Origin of the sequence: Natrinema sp. LN54 (assembly GCF_052439245.1) — an archaeon.
Lineage (GTDB): Archaea > Halobacteriota > Halobacteria > Halobacteriales > Natrialbaceae > Natrinema > Natrinema versiforme_A.
On the sequence record NZ_JBQVRP010000002.1, the window covers coordinates 598,244 to 616,398 of the forward strand.

General features: G+C 64.5%; 18 protein-coding genes and 1 tRNA gene. 10 read left to right on the forward strand and 9 right to left on the reverse strand.

The window, feature by feature from the left end; all coding sequences use genetic code 11:
• Positions 1-422: 422 nt before the first annotated feature.
• The 9 genes from ACT4ML_RS08195 to ribH form a co-directional block, all read right to left on the reverse strand.
• On the reverse strand, positions 423-2,051 hold the full coding sequence (locus ACT4ML_RS08195; protein WP_444720418.1) for an oligosaccharide flippase family protein: 1,629 nt from the start codon (positions 2,049-2,051) through the stop codon (positions 423-425).
• A 237-nt stretch (positions 2,052-2,288) separates the two neighbouring features.
• Positions 2,289-3,938, reverse strand: a complete 1,650-nt coding sequence (locus ACT4ML_RS08200; protein WP_444720419.1) for a right-handed parallel beta-helix repeat-containing protein — start codon at positions 3,936-3,938, stop codon at positions 2,289-2,291.
• Between the two features lie 170 nt (positions 3,939-4,108).
• Entirely contained in the window at positions 4,109-4,786 is a 678-nt protein-coding gene (locus ACT4ML_RS08205; RefSeq protein WP_444720420.1) for a helix-turn-helix domain-containing protein, read from the reverse strand.
• 97 nt (positions 4,787-4,883) lie between these two features.
• On the reverse strand, positions 4,884-6,569 hold the full coding sequence (locus ACT4ML_RS08210) for an alkaline phosphatase family protein (RefSeq protein WP_444720421.1): 1,686 nt from the start codon (positions 6,567-6,569) through the stop codon (positions 4,884-4,886).
• Between the two features lie 483 nt (positions 6,570-7,052).
• A complete protein-coding gene (locus ACT4ML_RS08215; RefSeq protein ID WP_444720422.1) occupies positions 7,053-7,553 on the reverse strand; it encodes a GNAT family N-acetyltransferase in 501 nt (166 codons plus the stop codon).
• A gap of 250 nt (positions 7,554-7,803) precedes the next feature.
• Positions 7,804-7,876, reverse strand: a tRNA-Gln gene (locus ACT4ML_RS08220).
• A gap of 43 nt (positions 7,877-7,919) precedes the next feature.
• Positions 7,920-8,657, reverse strand: a complete 738-nt coding sequence (locus ACT4ML_RS08225) for an HNH endonuclease (protein WP_444720423.1) — start codon at positions 8,655-8,657, stop codon at positions 7,920-7,922.
• 136 nt (positions 8,658-8,793) lie between these two features.
• Positions 8,794-9,939, reverse strand: a complete 1,146-nt coding sequence (locus tag ACT4ML_RS08230) for a pyridoxal phosphate-dependent aminotransferase (protein WP_444720424.1) — start codon at positions 9,937-9,939, stop codon at positions 8,794-8,796.
• Between the two features lie 7 nt (positions 9,940-9,946).
• A complete protein-coding gene (ribH, locus tag ACT4ML_RS08235; RefSeq protein WP_138245691.1) occupies positions 9,947-10,378 on the reverse strand; it encodes a 6,7-dimethyl-8-ribityllumazine synthase in 432 nt (143 codons plus the stop codon).
• Between the two features lie 122 nt (positions 10,379-10,500).
• On the opposite strand from ribH, the gene ACT4ML_RS08240 reads away from it, so the two are divergent.
• From ACT4ML_RS08240 to nuoK, 10 genes are all read left to right on the forward strand, one after another.
• Positions 10,501-11,727: a 5-(carboxyamino)imidazole ribonucleotide synthase gene (locus tag ACT4ML_RS08240; protein WP_444720425.1), complete on the forward strand. Its 1,227-nt coding sequence runs from the start codon at positions 10,501-10,503 to the stop codon at positions 11,725-11,727.
• Between the two features lie 69 nt (positions 11,728-11,796).
• Positions 11,797-12,435: an AIR carboxylase family protein gene (locus ACT4ML_RS08245; RefSeq protein WP_444720426.1), complete on the forward strand. Its 639-nt coding sequence runs from the start codon at positions 11,797-11,799 to the stop codon at positions 12,433-12,435.
• A gap of 316 nt (positions 12,436-12,751) precedes the next feature.
• Positions 12,752-13,159 carry an NADH-quinone oxidoreductase subunit A gene (locus ACT4ML_RS08250; RefSeq protein WP_138245688.1) on the forward strand — a complete coding sequence of 136 codons (408 nt, stop codon included), beginning with the start codon at positions 12,752-12,754 and terminating at the stop codon, positions 13,157-13,159.
• Positions 13,156-13,863: an NADH-quinone oxidoreductase subunit B gene (locus ACT4ML_RS08255; RefSeq protein WP_006429625.1), complete on the forward strand. Its 708-nt coding sequence runs from the start codon at positions 13,156-13,158 to the stop codon at positions 13,861-13,863. The genes ACT4ML_RS08250 and ACT4ML_RS08255 overlap by 4 nt, the downstream gene beginning before the upstream one ends.
• Positions 13,860-15,521 carry an NADH-quinone oxidoreductase subunit D gene (locus ACT4ML_RS08260; RefSeq protein ID WP_444720427.1) on the forward strand — a complete coding sequence of 554 codons (1,662 nt, stop codon included), beginning with the start codon at positions 13,860-13,862 and terminating at the stop codon, positions 15,519-15,521. The genes ACT4ML_RS08255 and ACT4ML_RS08260 overlap by 4 nt, the downstream gene beginning before the upstream one ends.
• 1 nt (position 15,522) lies before the next feature.
• Complete coding sequence (locus ACT4ML_RS08265) at positions 15,523-16,638, forward strand: complex I subunit 1/NuoH family protein (RefSeq protein WP_444720428.1); 1,116 nt, start codon at positions 15,523-15,525, stop codon at positions 16,636-16,638.
• Entirely contained in the window at positions 16,635-17,096 is a 462-nt protein-coding gene (locus ACT4ML_RS08270; RefSeq protein WP_006429628.1) for a NuoI/complex I 23 kDa subunit family protein, read from the forward strand. Before ACT4ML_RS08265 ends, ACT4ML_RS08270 begins: the two co-directional genes overlap by 4 nt.
• A 40-nt stretch (positions 17,097-17,136) precedes the next feature.
• A complete protein-coding gene (locus ACT4ML_RS08275) occupies positions 17,137-17,415 on the forward strand; it encodes an NADH-quinone oxidoreductase subunit J (RefSeq protein WP_138245685.1) in 279 nt (92 codons plus the stop codon).
• Positions 17,412-17,852, forward strand: a complete 441-nt coding sequence (locus tag ACT4ML_RS08280) for a hypothetical protein (protein WP_444720429.1) — start codon at positions 17,412-17,414, stop codon at positions 17,850-17,852. Before ACT4ML_RS08275 ends, ACT4ML_RS08280 begins: the two co-directional genes overlap by 4 nt.
• Positions 17,849-18,154 (forward strand): NADH-quinone oxidoreductase subunit NuoK, encoded by a 306-nt coding sequence (gene nuoK, locus ACT4ML_RS08285; protein WP_006181260.1) that lies wholly within the window; start codon positions 17,849-17,851, stop codon positions 18,152-18,154. Before ACT4ML_RS08280 ends, nuoK begins: the two co-directional genes overlap by 4 nt.
• Position 18,155: the final 1 nt, after the last annotated feature.

Consider the following 18,155-nt stretch of genomic DNA (forward strand, 5'->3'; position numbering starts at 1 on the left):
TATCGGTCGCCGGTCATTCGCAGCACTCCACCGAGTCGGCCTCCGTCGAATCAGATTGTGATTCGACGATATTAGTGCCGCAACAATCCGATTCGGAATCCGGAGTATATCGGCTTGCTATTCGATTCCAGGGCCGTTTAAGGGTATTTCCATCCATCTACATCATATTGTGTTTTCCCGATGTACTTTAAGATTGGGAGGGTCGGTTTCGGTCTCGTCGTCACAGCGAATCACCGGCGGCCGCATCGGTCGACCGTCGCTCAACGGACGAGCGGGTTCGCGTTTCGGACGATCGAGAAACGTCAGCGACCGGGATTGCTCGAGTGCATGAAGGTGTCGGAGAGCGACGGCTATCGGATCGCTCGCGAGTCGATCCCGACCGAACGACGTCGTTGCGCGCCGTCGGCCGATGGTCGTCAGGACTAGAAGAACCGGATGTCCGTGCCAACAATTCCCAGCGCGAGCCCGGAGACGAGCAGCGACAGCCCGGCGACGAACAGCAGGCTCTGGAACCAGCTCCGCGTCTCGCCGTCATTGTCGTCCTCGAGCGAGACCTGTATCGCGGCCGCCCGCGAGCCGATCGGATCGGGGGCCATCGACAGCACCTCGAACGGCTCGGCCGGGTCCAGCGCGCCGACGAGCAGCGCGAATCCGACGAAGATCCCGAACCCGACGGGCGGGACGACGACGAGCGCGAGCCACGGTTTCGCGATCGCCGCCGAGAGAGTGAAAATCGGAACGGCCGCGAGGACGGTCGTCAGCGCCGCGCGGCCGAGTCGCGCGTCCGCGAGCGGATCGAAGCCGACGAGTCGAGCGCTCCAGCAGTGGAAGACGAACATCGACCCGTACCCGATGCTGGTCGCGACGGCCGCACCTCCCATCCCGAACCGCGGGATGAGCGCGAGGTTGAGGACGAGGTTGATCGCGGCCGCAGCGCCGGTCGCCGCGACCGGATACCGGAGCGTTCCTTTCCCCTGCGAAATCGCGAGGATCGGCCGCGCGAGCGCGAAGCCGAGCGCACCGGGAAGCAACAGCAACAGCGGCGTGATCGCCGGCACGGCCTCTTCGCCGAAGTAAATCGGGACGGCCACGTCGGCCAGCGCCGCGAGGCCGACCGCCATGACGGCCGTCAGCAGGAACGTGTACCGCATCGTCCGGGACGCGAGGTCGGATATCTCCCGCAGCCGGTTCTGCGACCACAGCTCCGACGTCGAGTGGACGAACACCGTCTGGAGCGCCATCGGGATGAACCAGAGGAACTCCGCGAGGGTCAGCGCCGCCTTGTAGTTGCCCACCGCCGCGCTCTCCCGGAACCGCTGGAGCATCACGATGTCGATGTGATAGAGCGACATCAGCAGGAAGACCAGCGCGATGCTCATCGAGTTGAAGGTGAGCATCTGCTTCCGCGGGAACCGTTCGGTCGGTCGGCTGAAGAGACACGACAGCGACACCCGTCGGTGCACGAGGACCAATCCGATGACGGCGACGAGCGTGCTCGCGACCAGATGGCCCGCGAGCGCGCCGATCACGCCGGCACCGAGGGAAACCAACGGCACGGCGACCGCGACGAAGGCGATCTTATCGAGGATCTTGAGCGGCTCCGAGTACCGCTCGAGGCCGAAGCCCATGAGCGTCTTCCGCGTGTAGTCGCGGAACTGCGCCGTCACCACGAGCGCGGCGAGGACGTAGAAGTAGAGCGTCAGCCCCGATCCGAACGCGAGGTCGACGATTCCGAGCCCGGTCGAAAGGACCAGTAGCACCGCACCGAGACCGGCCAGCAGGATCGCCAGCCGGAAGTAGAAGCCGACGACGTGTTCGCTCCAGTTCGCCGCGGCGCGGTCCTCGGCGAGGAACTTGCGAACGCCGTCGGTGACGCCGGAACTGACGAAGATCATGTAGATGGCGAAGACCGAGAGCAGGAACGAGTATTCGCCGAACGCCGACGCGCCGAGAAGCCGGTACAGCAGCGGCGTCGAGAGCGCAGTGACGACGAGCACGACGACTTTCGCGCTGACGACCGACACGACGCCGCTCGCGATACTCCTGTTCACGGTTTCACCCTGTAGCGTTCGAGCCGACCGTCGACGGCACCGCTCGCCGACGACCGGTCACGATACGACGGACTCACTGTAGTCACACGGTGGGCGAAACGAGGCGTTATTATACTGGGGTTAAACGGGCTCGAGACGCGGATCGGCGATGACCGAAAACGGAGGATAGCCGCCGACGGTGACCGCGTGAGACGGGTCTCCAGCAACGAAGACGACTCCTTGGTAGCGCAGGATCGCCTACTCGAGCGTGTTCTCCCAGGTCGTCACGCCGCTCGCACCGAGGTCGCGAATACCGCCGACCAGCCGGTTCTTCTTGAAGGTCGGATTCGTCGACGACGAGTAGAGACAGACGGCCTCGCGGCCCGCCGAGGACTCGAGCGTCGAGTCGCGAACGAGCGCCTCGGTCCCGAGGTCGACGAACGGGTACTGACTGGCGCGCAGGTCGCTCCGGTAGATCGTCAGATCCTCGCCCGTGTTGACGACGGCGTTTCGGTCGGTTCCGTCGCGTCCGTGCTGCGTAACATCGATGTTACTGAACCGACAGTTATCCCGTTCGCAGCGGATGCCGTCGCGGAACCCGCTGGCGTCGCCCGCTCGCCCCGAGATCGTCAGGGTCTCCGCGAGCACCTGCTCGCCCTCGTCGTTGTCCCGAATCCAGAGCGGATAGCCGCCGGCGGTCTCGTGGGTGATCTCCGTGTCCACGATCGTCGCCTCCCCGCAGTCGGGCGAGAGGACGATCCCGTGGTTCACCTCCGAGCCGCGGATTTCGATCCGCGTGTTGTCGATTCGCGCGCTGTTGCAGGTGTTCATCACCGAAATCGCGTGGCTGGTCGGCTTCGGCGAGGAGATCTCGACGGCGGCGCCGTAAATCTCGAGGTCGCGTCCGTTCTCGATCCGGATGCCGCGCTGGGACTCGTCCGCCGACCGCGTCGAATCGACTTCGACGGTCGGCCATCGAATTTCGCTGCCTCGACCGCCGACACGTACGTTCGCGCCGTTGCTGTTCCGGTAGAGCCCGCCGTGGACGACGACCGTCCCGTTCCCGCCCGCCGCGTAGAGACCGTTGTTCGGGAACCCGCCGAGCCAGCAGCGCCTGAACTCGAGCGTTCCCTCGGTTTCGTTCGCCTCGATCCCGATCGGGCCGCGCCAGCGGTTGCCCGCGTTCGGCGTCTCACTGACCCACGCGCCCCCGTCGGGCGCTCGGAACCGTTCGACGATCCCCCGGCCGTCGGGGTCGGTGACGTTGAACAGGCCCGGCCCCCACGTGCCGCTGTCGTGCTGGCCGCGGACCGTCACGTCGCGGACCTCGAGGCGGTCGGCGGCGTAGGCTTCGATGACCCGAATCCCCGTGTCGGGGGCGGTCTGATCGACGTCGAACCCCTCGAAGCGGAGGTGACTCCCGGGACTGTACGAGACGCCGAGACGGAACAGTCGATACTGCGGCCCGTCGAACTCGTGGTAGGTCGCCGGGATCAGCGTCGCGTTCTCGCCGACGACACCGAAGTTCTCGAAGCCGGTGAACCGGAACTGCTCGTCCATGAAGTACTCCCCCTCGGGAAAGACGAGCAGGGTGTCGTCGTCCCGGAGTTTCTCGAGAACGGGCGTGATCGATTCGGTCCCGGTATCGTCCGCGCCCGCGTCGGTCACGTCCACGACGGTCGCGTAGTCGTCGTAGTAGTGGCCGTACGGCTCCGAGGCCGCACCGGCGGTCGCCGTCAGTCCGATTCCGGCGGCACACGCCGCAACGGTACCTCCCAGAAACCGCCGGCGAGATCGCGTCCGCGAATCCGAGCCGTCGAGAGATGGCCGACCGTCCTCCCCGTCGGCCGACCGAGAACGACGAGAAACGTCACGATTCGAGCGCTGCATATCACTTCGATCCGACATTGAAAGTCACTTCTTTCTGAGTGATGTCGGGGTCCAGTATCTATGGATTCGGATAGCAAGCTTTTAAGAACGAATGCGGGCTGTTGTCACTCAGTCACTCGCTCGGATTCGGCCCATGTGTGGGGATTTCAATACGCTTTGGACAGTTGTTTGTCATACCATTGGCCGATTCATCCGCGCTCGACGGGCGTGCGATCGTTCTCGAGCGTGGCCGCGATCAGTTCGGAGATGGCCCGCCGCAGTCGCTGGGAAACCGCCGAATCCGAGACCTCGAGGCGGTCGGCGAGGTCGTCTTGGGTGGTCTTGCGGGGCACCGCGAAGTAGTCGGCGTAGTACGCCATCGTGAGGATTTCGTACTGTCGCTCGGTCAGGAAGTAGGCCTGCTCGTCCGAGACCGCGGAGTCGTACAACTGGGTGACGCGAAACGAAATCCCGCGCTCGCGGGAACGTTCCCGGAACGCGGACAGCGCGTCCCGGTCGGGGAGGTGGATCCGAGCGACCCAGCCGCCGGCGTCGCTCGTCACCGAGAAGACGAACATCCCGTACTCCACACAGTGGTCGGGAACGATCTCCAGTTCGGTCTCGACGACGACGCGATAGACATCCCGGTTCTCGAAGGCGGCGACGCGGGTCGGGTCCGAGACGGTCGGGTCGGCGGCCATCGCGTCCTCGAGTTCCGCCCCCGTCTCTTCTCTGTCCCCGTCGCCGAAGACCGAGACGAACTGCAGGCGTCGCCCGTCGATCGTCGTCCCGTACTCGAGTCTGAGCGTCACGCCGGGACACCGTTCGATCGTCGGTACCAGCGGCAGGTCGTCGTGGACGAGGCGGATTGCTGCGGTAAATCCCATTTCGATCTCGCTGTCTACGCCATCGTCGGGACCGTCGACCCATACTTATACCGCGTTTAAGCGGCTTGCAATGGATCAAACCGTCCGGTTTGGCCACTCAGTTCATGTACCCGAGATCGGCCAGCCGGTCCGTTACCTCCTCGTCGGTCGCCGGCCGCGACTCGTCGGCCCCCTCCTCGTAGTCGGGATAGGAAATCGGGTCGACCGGGTCGACGACGGGCACGACGCTGCCGTCCATGCGGTCGCTGTAGGGGACCCCCATCGCGGCCATGATCGTCGGCGCGACGTCGAAGAGGTGGGCCCGCTCGAGCGAGGCGTCCTCGTCGATACCCTCGCCCGCCGCGACGAAGACGCCGTCGAGCTTGTGGTTCCACGGCTCGGCCGGGCCGAAGTAGTCCCCGTCGCCGAGTTGCTCGGAGAGCATGTGTTCGAAGTCGGCCGGGATCGTGACGATATCGACCGTTTCCTCGATTTCGTCGCCGTGGAAGTACTGCTCGCGCGGCGCGACTGTTTCGAAGAACGGCTCGCCGTCGGGCGTCTCGACGGCCTGTAGCGCCCGGATGAGGTTCTCGCGGAGTTCCTCGTACTCCTCGGGCGGCACGACGCCCGTCGGATCCCGGCCCTCGAGGTTGATCCGGACGCCGAGTTCGGTCCGCGCGCGGACGTACGCCTCCGACTCGGCGAAATCGACCTGTTCGTTCGCCGTCCGGGAGACGCCGCCCGGCGCGTACTCGATGGCGACATCTGCCAGTCCGACGCGCTCGAGGGCCGCCCTGATTCGACTTGCGGTCACGCCGAATCGCGCGGCGATCGACGCTGCACGTGCGACCGCTCCCGGCTCCCACGTGTCACACTCCTCGCCCTCGCGGAGGCGTCTCCGCATCGGCGTCCACGACGGCATTCCCTTGCCGCCGGTCGTCGTCTCGAGGAAGCCCATGTCGCGGAGGTACTCGTTGACCCGGAACTCGTAGCCGTCGTACCGCCCCATCCCGTGATCGCTCACGAGGAAGACCCGGTCCGGATCGCAGGTCTCGAGGATCTCCGCGATCTGTTCGTCGGCCGCCTCGTAGACGGGCGCGACGTGTCGCTCTTCGCCGCTGAATTCGTGGAATACTGTGTCCGTCTTCTGGAACTGCACGAAACCGAAATCCGGATCGAACTCGTCGGCGAGATAGCGAAACGCCTCGCCGCGCATCCGGACGAGGTTTCGATACTCCGCGAGTTTCTCGTCGTCGTCGAGCGAGTCGTCGTCCCGCGTGTAGTTCGGATAGACGCGATACTCCCCGATCGCGTCGCGGACGTCGTCGAGCAGCCCCTCGGGCTGACACGCCGGATCCTCGGGCCCGAGGAAGCCGGGGATCACCGCGCCGTCGAACTCGTCTGGCGGATGAGTGACCGGCGCGTTGACGACGACGCTCGAGCGGTCGTGTCGATCCAGCAGCGTCCACAGCGGGTGCTCGTGGACGTCGTCGTTGCTCGTCACGTGCCAGTCGTAGCCGTCGTAGCCGACGAACCCGACCACGCCGTGTTTTCCGGGGTTGACCCCGGTGTAGATCGACGGCCACGCGCTCGGCGTCCACGGCGGGATCTGTGACTCGAGCGGTGCGGTCACGCCGTCCGAACAGAGCCGCTCGATGGTCGGAATCCGATCGGCTTCGAACAACCGCTCGAAGACCGGGAGACAGCCCGCGTCGATCCCGATCAGTAACGTCTCCAGCCCGTTCGATTCGCTCGCGGTACTCCCAGTCGCTGTCGCGTCGTCCCGGCGAAACGTCCGAGTCATCGTTCAGTTGACCTCGTTTGTCGCAGTACTCCCGTTCGCCCGCCGCCGAGAGACCCCGGCAGCGGTGTCGTTCGTTGCACCACGTCTCTATTCCCGATAACTGAGACGAAACACTTCATTATCTATCCGTTAAATCCGTCACTGAGCCCTGAATACCGCGAATCTGACAGACGCGGCGGCCGGCGAAAGGACGGACTCGAGACGATAGTACGGACCGATTGACCGATGGCGTTCGATTCGACGCGGACCGGACTGACTCCCCACCCGACGTTCGCAGTCGGATCTCATCCGATCCTCTGAGCGGACTCGGACTGGCGGACCCTCGCCGCTTGCGCGAGACGAGGGCCACGATAGCACGCGAGGTCGGCGGCGAAGAGCGACGGCGCCCTCGAGAAAGTCACACTCGTCAGGACACCGGCCATTTCGATTCCGAATCGCGGCGAGCCGACTGACCGGATGTTCCGAACCCAGGCGACGCGAGGCTCACAACTGGCGTTCCATCTCGTGTTCGCCGCGCTCGCGGGCCGTCGTTTCGAACCCGGCCGATCGGTAGAGGTTCATCGCGATTCGATTGGTTCGAGCGACGGTCAGCCAGACGTGGTCGACCCCGTTCGCCTGCCCGTGTCCGAGCAAGCACCGGATGAGTTCCGTCCCGATACCCGCCAACTGATACGCCGGCCAGACGAAAATCGCCAACTCCGCCGTGTCGTCGTAGGGAATCAACACCGCGTGCCCGACCGCGTCGTCTCGATGCCAGACGACGACGTTCAGCCCGTCCTCGAGGAGGCCGTCTAACCACTGGCGTTGCCGGGCCTCCCCGCGCGGCGGGAGTCCCTGCGACCGCGATTCGTCGTCGAAGTGGGCGTACATCTCCACCAGCGGGTCGGCATCGCCCGCATAGGTACTGACCGTCACCGTTCGCCCCTCGCGATCGGTGACCGTCGACGGCGGACGCTGTGACTGCTGGTCGGACGAGAGCGCCATATGACCGCTTGCTCGAGCGCGCTCCTAAGACTGCCCCGCATTCCCGGCGACTGGGAGTGGTCGTCGATACTGTGGGTTGGAATGATGCTCGAGTCTATGGGTTGCGACGTTTCGTCCGAGCCGCCGGTGAGTGATCGAACTCGGTACGCGAGCTACGGTAGATTTGAATCGAAAGGGCTCGAATCCTCTCGACTTCTACGATCGACTTAATGGCGATATTTTCGCCTCTCAGGTATGTAAGACGTGAAAATAGTCCCGGGCAGATTCGAACTGCCGTCATGGGCTCCAAAGGCCCATATGATTGGCCACTACACCACGGGACTGAGCCGTCAACTCGAAGTTATCGACAGAACGATTTATGAGTTGTTATTCGCTCTGAGTCGCAGTAGGAGAGAATGCCTCAATCGGTTCAATTTCAGCGTACCGGTGGCAACTTCGGCAGAGGCAAATGACGTTATCGAGGGTGTGTGCAAGCTGTGGGTCGGTGAACGTTCGTACCGGGACGATATGGTGAACGTCGGGTTCGTGGCCGATCTCTTCGCGAGTGATGCCACAGCGTTGGCACGTGTGATCGTCTCGTTCGAGGGCTTTCCGTCGAACGCTTCTCCAGCGGCCATTGTATGCGTTTTCGGTATTTTCCCACTGTGCCGATAGCCAATGGCTGAGGCAGTTCTGGCTACAGAACCGGACTGGTTCGCGTTCCGCTTTCGACTTCAGTACGGTCGAAATCCGGCCACACCATTCACAGACCGTCTTTACTCGCTCTATATCGTGGTATTCGTAATAGGGCGTCCCGAGGAATGTATCGGCGTTCGCAACGCATTTTGGACAGTATATGCCCGGTTTGTCTGATGGATAGAAGTCAAACGTTGATCCACAGCGGCTGCATGTCGTCGTTTCTTTCCCGCCCTTCCAGTTCCCGTTGTGGGTTCCGCCGTTTGGGTTGCAGTCGTCGCAGAACTCGAGGCGGGCTTTCGGATCGTAGAACTCGGTCCCGCACCCGCTGCAGGTGCGATTCGGCAGCGGATCGCCGTGGACTTTCGTATGGTGTTGTCGCATTCCCTGTTCCGTCGAGAGCGATTTCCCACACGTCGGACAGTCCATGCGGGGACTGGCTTCGGTATCGGATATAAACTCGCGGCCGCTGGCACCAGTGACGAGCGGCTTCGCTCAGCAGACAGCGAGGCGTTGAAGAATACGTCGAGACGGGTCGCGAAAGCGGATACCTGCGAAAAGCCGACTACAGGTAGCCTTCCTCGGCCAGTCGCTCGATCCCTTCCTCGAGCCGTTCCTCACTCGCCGCATACGAGATTCGGGCGTAGCCGGGCGTGCCGAACGCGCTGCCGGGGACGGTCGCGACGTGGGCGTCTTCGATCGCGCCCTCGCACCACGCCTGGTCGTCCTCATCGACGGGAAGCATCATGTAGAACGCGCCCTCCGGAACTGATACGTCGACGTCGTACTCGGCGAGCAGGTCGACGACCAGATCGCGGCGCTCTTCGAAGGCCTCGACCATCTCGGTGACGGCGGCCTCGGTCTCGAGGGCCTCGAGGCCGGCGTGCTGGACGAAGTTGACGGCCGAGGAGACGGAGTGGCTGTGGAGCTTGCCGGCCTGATCGATCAGGTCCTCGGGGCCGGCGAAGTAGCCGAGCCGCCAGCCGGTCATCGAGTAGGCCTTTGAGAAGCCGTTGACCGTGACGGTGCGGTCGGCCATGCCCTCGAGCGTGCCGAGACTCGTCGGCTCGACGCCGTAGGTAATCTCCTTGTAGATCTCATCGGAGATGACGGTGATGTCGTGTTCGACGGCCAGATCGCGGACGCCCTCGAGGGCGGCGTCGGAGTAGACCGCGCCGGTGGGGTTCGACGGCGAGTTGACGATCAGCAGTTCGGTGTCGTCCGACACCGCTTCGGCGAGGTCGTCGAGCGCGGGCTCGAGTTGGAAGTCGGTCTCGGAGAGGTCGACGCGGGTCAGATCGCCGCCGGCCATCTTGACCATGGCCTCGTAGGAGACCCACGCGGGGTCGAGGAGGGCGACTTCGTCGCCGTCCTGAACGAGCGCCTGGACGATCTCGTACAGCGCCTGCTTCGCGCCGGGCGTGACGATGATCTCGTCCGTGCTGTGATCGAGGCCGTCGTCGGCGAGTTTGTCGGCGATGGCCTCGCGGAGTTCGAGGATGCCCGCGGAGGTGGTGTAGCCGGTGTGTCCGGCGTCCATCGCGTCTTGGCCCGCCTCGATGATGTTCTCGGGCGTGGGGAAGTCGGGTTCGCCGACGGAGAGGTCGACGACGTCTGCGCCCTCGGCCTCGAGTTCGGTGGCGAGTGCAGAGATGGCGAGCGTTGCGGACGGTTCGACTCGGCTGACGCGGTCGGTGAATTCCATCGTCATTGTGGATCTAGTCGGAATCGGCGGCGGGACTGGGGTCGGGTAGTTCGTCGACGAGATCGAGCGCGCCGTCGACGGCTTTCGCCGCGTTTTCGACGCGCTCGCGCGCTTCTGCGGCGGACATGCCGGGGCCGGTGACGCCGAGTGTCACGGGCGTATCGCGCTCGAGACTCACGTCGGAGAGCCGCTGGGCGGTGGCGTCGGTGATCACCTGATCGTGGTCCGTGTCACCGGTGATGACGGTTCCGATGACGGCCACGGCATCGACATCGTCGCGGCGTGCGAGCCGGTCGGCGGCCAGCGGCGCGTCGTACGCCCCCGGGACGCGGACCGTCTCGGACACCTCGGCACCCGCGGCGGTGGCCGCCTCGAGCGCTTCCTGCTCCATCTGCTCGGTGATCGGACGGTTGAATTCCGCGACCACCAGTCCGAGCGTGGTCATACGCGAGCGGTCGGGAGGGCAGGTAAAAGAGGTACCGTTCTCCGGTGACCGAAACCGACTCGCGCCCCGAGCGACGGCCCATTTGCGAATTCTTAAGCGCGGGCGACGAGAACCGCCGCGTAATGACGACGCTACGGACGCCGGGACCGACGATCGGTGTAGTCGGCGGGGGACAGCTCGGGCGGATGCTCGCGGAGGCGGCCGCGCCGCTTGGCGTCGAAGTGGTCGTGCTCGACCCGACGCCGGACTGTCCGGCGGCGCTCGTGGCCCGCGACCAGATCGTCGCCGAGTTCGACGACGAGGCGGGGATCCGCGAACTCGCCGCGCGCGCCGACGTGCTCACGTTCGAAATCGAACTCGCGGACCAGGACGTGATGGAGCGCGTCAGCGAGGAGACGGGCACGCCCGTTCACCCGAAGCCGTCGACGCTCGAGACGATTCACGACAAACTCGTCCAGAAACGGGAACTCGAGGACGCGGGGGTTCCGGTGCCGCCGTTCCGCGCGGTCGAAGACGCCGACGACATCCGCGCGGCGATCGACGACTACGGCGCGCCGGTGATGCTCAAGGCCCGCACGGGCGGGTACGACGGCCGCGGGAACGTTCCCGTCGAGTCGAAGGACGAAGCTGCGGACGCGCTCGAGTCCGTCGCCGGTCCCGCGATGGTCGAGTCGTTCGTCGACTTCGAGCGCGAGGTCTCGGTCATCGCGGTCAAAGGCGAGGACGAGGTCGCGACCTTCCCCATCGGCGAGAACGTCCACGTCGACGAGATCCTCCGGGAGACCATCGTTCCCGCGCGCTCGAGCGCCGCGGCCGCGGAACGCGCCTACGACGTCGCGCGCGACGTCCTCGAGGTGATGGACGGACGCGGCGTCTACGGCATCGAGTTGTTCGAGACGCCCGACGAGGAAATTCTGCTCAACGAGATCGCCCCGCGTCCGCACAACTCCGGCCACTGGACGATCGAGGGCGCTCAGAGCTCGCAGTTCGAACAGCACGCGAGGGCGGTACTGGGCTGGCCGCTCGGCTCGACCGAACTGCGCTCGCCGACCGTGCTGACGAACCTGCTCGGCGACGTTCGAAAGAGCTTCGCTCTTTCGAGCCAATCAGAATCGCAAAGCGATTCTGATGATGTCGACGAGGAACAGCGCGCGGGGTTCGGTGATATCGACCGGATCCTCGAGACGCCGGGCGCGCACCTCCACTGGTACGGCAAGCGGCAGGTCCGGCCGCTGCGCAAGATGGGCCACGTCACCGTCTCGGGCGAGACCGAGGACGCCGGCGTCGAGGACCTGCTCGAGCGTGCGCGCGACCTCGAGAATTCTGTGACGTTCCGAACAGACGAGTAGCCGAGACGGGACGCCCGGGACCGGCCCGTTTGCCACCGTTTCAAGTCACCCGCCCGACCACAGTCACGCATGAGCGACAGCGTCACCGATCTGATCGACCGCTTGCACGACGAGGCCGCACAGGACCGCCCGGCCGAGGAGACACCCGATGTCGGGATCGTCATGGGCAGCGACTCCGACCTCGAGACGATGATGACCGGCGGCGAGCGCCGCGGCGCGTACGACGCGTTCGTGGACGAACTCGGCTTCGCCGAACAGACCGACTACGAACGCGCGCCCGACGCGCAGTTTACGTTCGAGACCTACGTCACCTCGGCCCATCGCACTCCCGACTTAATGACGGCTTACGCCGAAACCGCCGAGGAGCGCGGCCTCGAGGTCATTATCGCCGGCGCGGGTGGGAAGTCCGCCGACCTCCCGAACATGACCGCGTCGATCGCGTACCCGCTACCGGTCATCGGCGTGCCGGTCCAAGAGAAGTCCGTCGACAGCGTCATCGGCATGCCGACGGGCGCACCGCTGGTCGCGGTCGATGCCGGCAAATCGTTCAACGCCGCGCTGTCGGCCGCCCAAATCCTCGCACGCCAGCACGACGAGGTTCGCGACCGGTTGGTCGCGTACCACGAGGACCTGCGCGACGGCGTCGGGGACGTCTCTCGCAAACTGCACGACAGCGGCACGCCGGCGTTCCGGGACCGCGATCGGTAACGGCGTCTCGGATTCGCCATGTGCTCGTAGTGGTCCTCATCGTCGCCTCCATATCAGTCGCCGCCACAGTAACCGAACGACTGGCGAACTCGTTCGGCGCACACTCCCGTCCGCTCACAGGCCGCGTCGCAGTCGATTTCGGCGGTCGCCAATCCCGTTTTACCGATCCGTTCGCGTTCTCGACGACCGGCTATCATCTCTCGTGATTATTCACGAGAGTCGTTTTCACAGAAGTCGCTCCTTGGCCCGTGCTTCCCCGAAAAACGAAGAATCAACCCTTATGTGCGTGCGGTTTGAAGCCTCGGACGTTACCGAGATGAATGATTGGATCGCCATCGGGGCGCTGGCGCTCGTCGGGGTACTGATACCGTTCGGGATGATGGCGGTATCGTATCTCCTGCGACCCACCGTGCCCGAAACGAGCAAACGAGCCACCTACGAGAGTGGCGAGATTCCGACCGGCGGGACGCGCATCCGGTTCAATATTCAGTATTACATGGTTGCGCTGCTGTTCGTCGTCTTCGATATCGAGACCGTCCTGTTGTTCCCGTGGACGGTCGCCTATCAGGATGCGCTCGCGGCGGAGGAAATCTCGCTTGTCAGCGCGCTCGGGCCAATGCTACTGTTCGTCGCCATCCTACTCGTCGGACTCGCGTGGGCGTGGCGCACAGGTGCAGTACAGTGGGCACAGACACCGCGTCAGCTGGAAACTGACAGATCATGAGTAGCGAACAACCACGCCAGCAAATCTACGATAGCACCGCACCGTCGACGGACACCCGCGACTCGCGAATCGGTGAGGGTGCCGACGACCGCTTCAACTCCAAGCTTCGGGAGGCGTTCGGATCGACGCCGTTCATCCTCACGAAGTTCGATAAGTTCATGAACTGGGTCCGGGGCAACTCCATGTTCATGCTCCAGTTCGGGATCGCGTGTTGCAGCATCGAGATGATGCACACGTACGCGATCAAACACGACCTCGACCGCTTCGGCGCCGGGGTCCCGCGGGCCTCGCCGCGGCAGGCCGACGTGATGATCGTCCCGGGGACGATCGTCTCGAAGTTCGGGCCCCGCATGAAGCGAGTCTACGACCAGATGCCCGAACCCAAGTTCGTCGTCGGTATGGGGTCGTGTACGATTTCCGGCGGCCCCTTCCAAGAGGGCTACAACGTCGTCAAGGGAGCCGAGGAGATCATCCCGATCGACATCCACGTCCCCGGCTGTCCTCCCCGACCGGAAGCGCTCGTCTACGGCATCGCCAAACTCCAAGAGCGGATCCGAAACGGCGAGTCGACGCCCGTCGTCGTCAAACCGTACGAACTCGAGGAGTTCGGCGACCTACCACAGGACGAACTCGTCCAGAAGCTCGCGGACGACATCGACGAGGAGGACCTCGTCATGCGCTACAACTGGGCTGATTCGCCATGAGCACGGGACTCGAGCGCGGCGGCCAGCCGCCGATCGAAGTCACGGAAGACGACCTCGAGGCGCTGCTCGGTGATCGCGCGCTCGCACGCGACGACCACATGAACGCGCCCGGATTCGTCATCCGACCGGACGACGTCCAATCGGTCCTCACGGACCTCCGGGACGAGGCAGGATTCGATCACCTCGCGAACCTCACCGCACAGGAGTACGCCGATCGGTACGAATCGATCTACCACCTCCGGAAGTACGACGATCCGACCCAAGAGGTGTCGATCGTCGTCCCGACGACCACCGACGACCCGGTCAGTCAGAGCGCCGAACCGGTCTTCCGAACCGCCGACTGGCACGAGCGGGAGGCCTTCGACCTCGTCGGCATCGACTACGAGGGCCACCCTGATCCGCGACGCATCCTCCTGCCCGAAACGTGGCAGGGCCACCCGCTCTCGCGGGGCTACGATCAGGAGAAACCCCAGCTGGTGACCCTGACCGAACACGCCAACCCGGTCCAGCCGGACCACCACGACGACGAGTCGGACACGATGTTCCTGAACATCGGTCCCCACCACCCGGCGACCCACGGCGTGCTCCACATCGAGACGGTCTTGGACGGCGAGACGGTCGTCGACGTCGATCCCGACGTCGGCTACCTGCACCGCTGCGAGGAGCAGATGTGCCAGCAGGGGACCTACCGTCACCAGATCATGCCCTATCCCGACCGCTGGGACTACGTCTCGGCCGGCCTGCTCAACGAGTGGGCCTACGCGCGCACGGCCGAGGACCTCGCGGACATCGAGGTCCCCGAGTACGCGCAGGTCATCCGGACGATGGGCGCAGAACTGTGCCGGATCGCCTCCCACATGCTCGCGCTGGCGACGTTCGCGCTGGACGTCTACGGCGACTTCACCGCCATCTTCCAATATGGCATGCGCGACCGCGAGGTCGTCCAGGACATCCTGGAGGATCTGACCGGCCAGCGGCTCATGTTCAACTACTTCCGTCTTGGCGGCGTCGCGTGGGACCTGCCCGAACCCCGCGAGGAGTTCATCGAGAAGACGCGAGACTTCCTCGACGGGCTCCCCGCGAAGGTCGACGAGTACAACGACCTGCTGACCGGCAACGAGATCTTCCAGATCCGGTGTCACGACACCGGGGTCTTAGAGCCCGAGGTCGCCAAACAGTACGGCTGTACCGGGCCCGTCGCACGCGGATCCGGCATCGACTACGACCTCCGGCGCGACGACCCCTACGGCTACTACGATAACCTCGAGTGGGACGTCGTCACCGAGGACGGCTGTGACAACTACAGCCGCGTCCTCGTGCGCATGCAAGAGGTCGAGGAGTCCGCGAAGATCATCGAGCAGTGTCTCGATCTGCTCGAGGACTGGCCCGAGGACGAACGCACGGTCCAGAGCAACGTCCCGCGGACGCTCAAGCCGGACACGGATACGGAGATCTACCGCAGCGTCGAGGGTGCGAAGGGCGAACTCGGGATCTACATCCGCTCGGACGGCACCGACAAGCCGGGTCGGTTCAAGATCCGGAGTCCGTGCTTCCACAACCTCTCGGCGCTGCCCGAGATGTCCGAAGGGGAGTACGTACCGGACCTGATCGCGTCGTTGGGCAGCCTCGATATCGTGCTCGGAGAGGTGGACCGGTAGTATGTCCGGCGGCCAGATCGCAGGTGCGGCCGGCGAACTGTCCGAACTGCCGGCGGTGCCGCTACAGGACACGGTCTTGCTCCCCGAGCGGATCGGCGAGCTGACCGGTCTCGACGGGTTCGGGTTGGGTGGCGAGTTGCTCGCGACCTTCCTCGCGGCCTTCCTCATCGGCAACCTGATGCTCGCGATGACCGGCGTCGCGGGGCCGTGGGCGAAGCGGAAGATAACCGCGGCCTTCACGGACCGGATCGCGGTCAACCGGCTCGGACCGGCCGGGCTGTTCATCATCATCGCCGACGCGGTGCGGCTCCTGTCGAAGGAACTGGTCGTGCCCGAGAACGCGGACCGACCGGCTTACGACCTCGCGCCGATCGTCGTCGCGTCGTCGGCGCTGCTTGGCTTCGCCGTCATCCCGATGGGCAATGGGATCCATCTCTCGGATCCCGAAGTCGGGCTGGCCTATGTTTTCGCCGTCTCGGGGATCGCGAGCCTCGGACTGGTGATGGCCGGCTACGCGTCGGCGAACAAGTACTCGATGCTCGGCGGCCTGCGCGCGGTGGCACAGAACGTCGCCTACGAGATCCCGCTGGTCGTCACCGGGATGTCGGTCGTGATCTTCGCCGGCACCCTCCAGATGGGTGAGATCGTCTCGGCGCAGGCGGAGCCGCTTATCACGATCGCAGGAATTTCGATTCCGTCGTGGTACGCGCTGGTCAACCCCTTCGCGTTCGTCCTCTTTCTGGTGGCGAACTTCGCGGAGGTCGGCCGTAACCCATTCGACACGCCGGAGGCACCGACTGAAATCGTCGCGGGCTACCAGACCGAGTACTCCTCGGTCTACTTCGTCCTGATCTACCTCGGGGAGTTCCTCCACATCTTCCTCGGCGGTGCGATCATCGCGACGATCTTCCTCGGCGGACCCGCCGGGCCGATCCTGCCGGGCATCGTCTGGTTCATCATCAAGATCTGGGCGGTGTTCCTCGCGACGCAGTGGCTGCGCTCGGCGGTTCCCCGGGTTCGTATCGATCAACTCATCGAGATCGGCTGGAAGGGACTGCTCGTGCTGGCCTTCGCCAATCTCATCTTGACCGCGGTAATCGTGGGGCTGATAGCATGATCGGGATACTCAAATCGATGGCAACGACGATGAAACACGCACTGGACGGCTCTACCTTCACGGTGGAGTACCCGGAGACCGCACCCGACGTGTCGCCGCGATTCCGCGGCGTCCACAAGTTCAGTCAGGAGCGGTGTATCTGGTGTCGCCAGTGTGAGAACGTCTGTCCGAACGACACGATCCAGATCGTCACGAACGATCAGCGACAGGGCGAACAGTACAACCTCCACATCGGGCAGTGTATCTACTGCCGGCTCTGCGAGGAGGTCTGTCCCGTCGACGCCATCCTGCTCACGGAGAACTTCGAGTTCACCGCGGACACGAAACACGATTTCGTCTACAACAAAGAGCAGCTGAAAGCGGTACCGTGGTACAAGGACATCGACCCGCTCGCCGCCCGCGAACCCGACCGGGGCGCGTGGGTCGGTGAGGGTGACGGGGAGGTCGACTACCAGTAACGGGTCCGCCCGTCCCGCAAACGGGCACTATCAACAAAACATGAACTACGAGCTGATCGCGTTCGCGCTGTTCGCCGTCGTGACGCTTTCCAGCGCGGTGGGTGTCGTGCTCATGCAGGACCCGTGGCATTCGGCGCTCCTGCTTGGTGTGGCGCTGCTCAGCGTCGCGGCCCATTACGTGATGTTGGCGGCTGAATTCGTCGCCATGATGCAGGTCCTCGTCTACGTCGGCGGGGTCCTCGTCCTCATCACGTTCGCCGTCATGCTGACCCAGCGCGACGATTCCGACGCCGACGCAGACGAGGTGGTACAGGCATGACGACCGGTCCGAAACTCCGACTCGGCAAGACGCTGGTTCCGGGACTACTCGCCGTCGGACTGTTCGCCGTGATGGCGCTCATCACGCTGAACGCGTCCTTCGATCCGATGACCGCGGCCGCCGGAGCCGGCTTCCCCGACGACGTCTCGATCACGGCCGAACTCGGCTACGCGCTCTTCGGCTACGACTCGCTACAGCAGATCGGCGGCACCGAACCGTTCCTCGCCGCCGTCTTGCTCGTCGCGATCGCACTCGACGCCGCACTCGACGCCGCGCTCGTCCTCGCGAAACGCGAGGAGGGCGGCGAACCCGTCGCCGCGCTCTCGAGCACCGGCGAGTCCTCGAGTAGCGGTGAGGGTGCGGCGCCGACAGTCGCCGACGGTGGAAGCGCCGAATCGACCGGCCGATCCGCAGACACCGGTGGTGAGAACCGATGACCGTCGACGTACAGTACTACGTGCTGCTGTCGATGGCGGTGTTCTGTATCGGGCTCTTCGGCGTGCTGACGCGTCGTAACGCACTGTTGTTCCTGATGTCCGTCGAGCTAATGCTGAACGCGGCGAATATCAACTTGATCGCGTTCGCGTTCTATCACGGCAACCTCACGGGGCAGTTGTTCGCGCTGTTTACGATGGCGCTGGCTGCCGCGGAGGTTGCGGTCGGACTCGGGATCATTCTGGTGCTGTACCGCAACTTCCGTGACGTCGACGTCACGGTACCGACGACGATGAGGTGGTAGA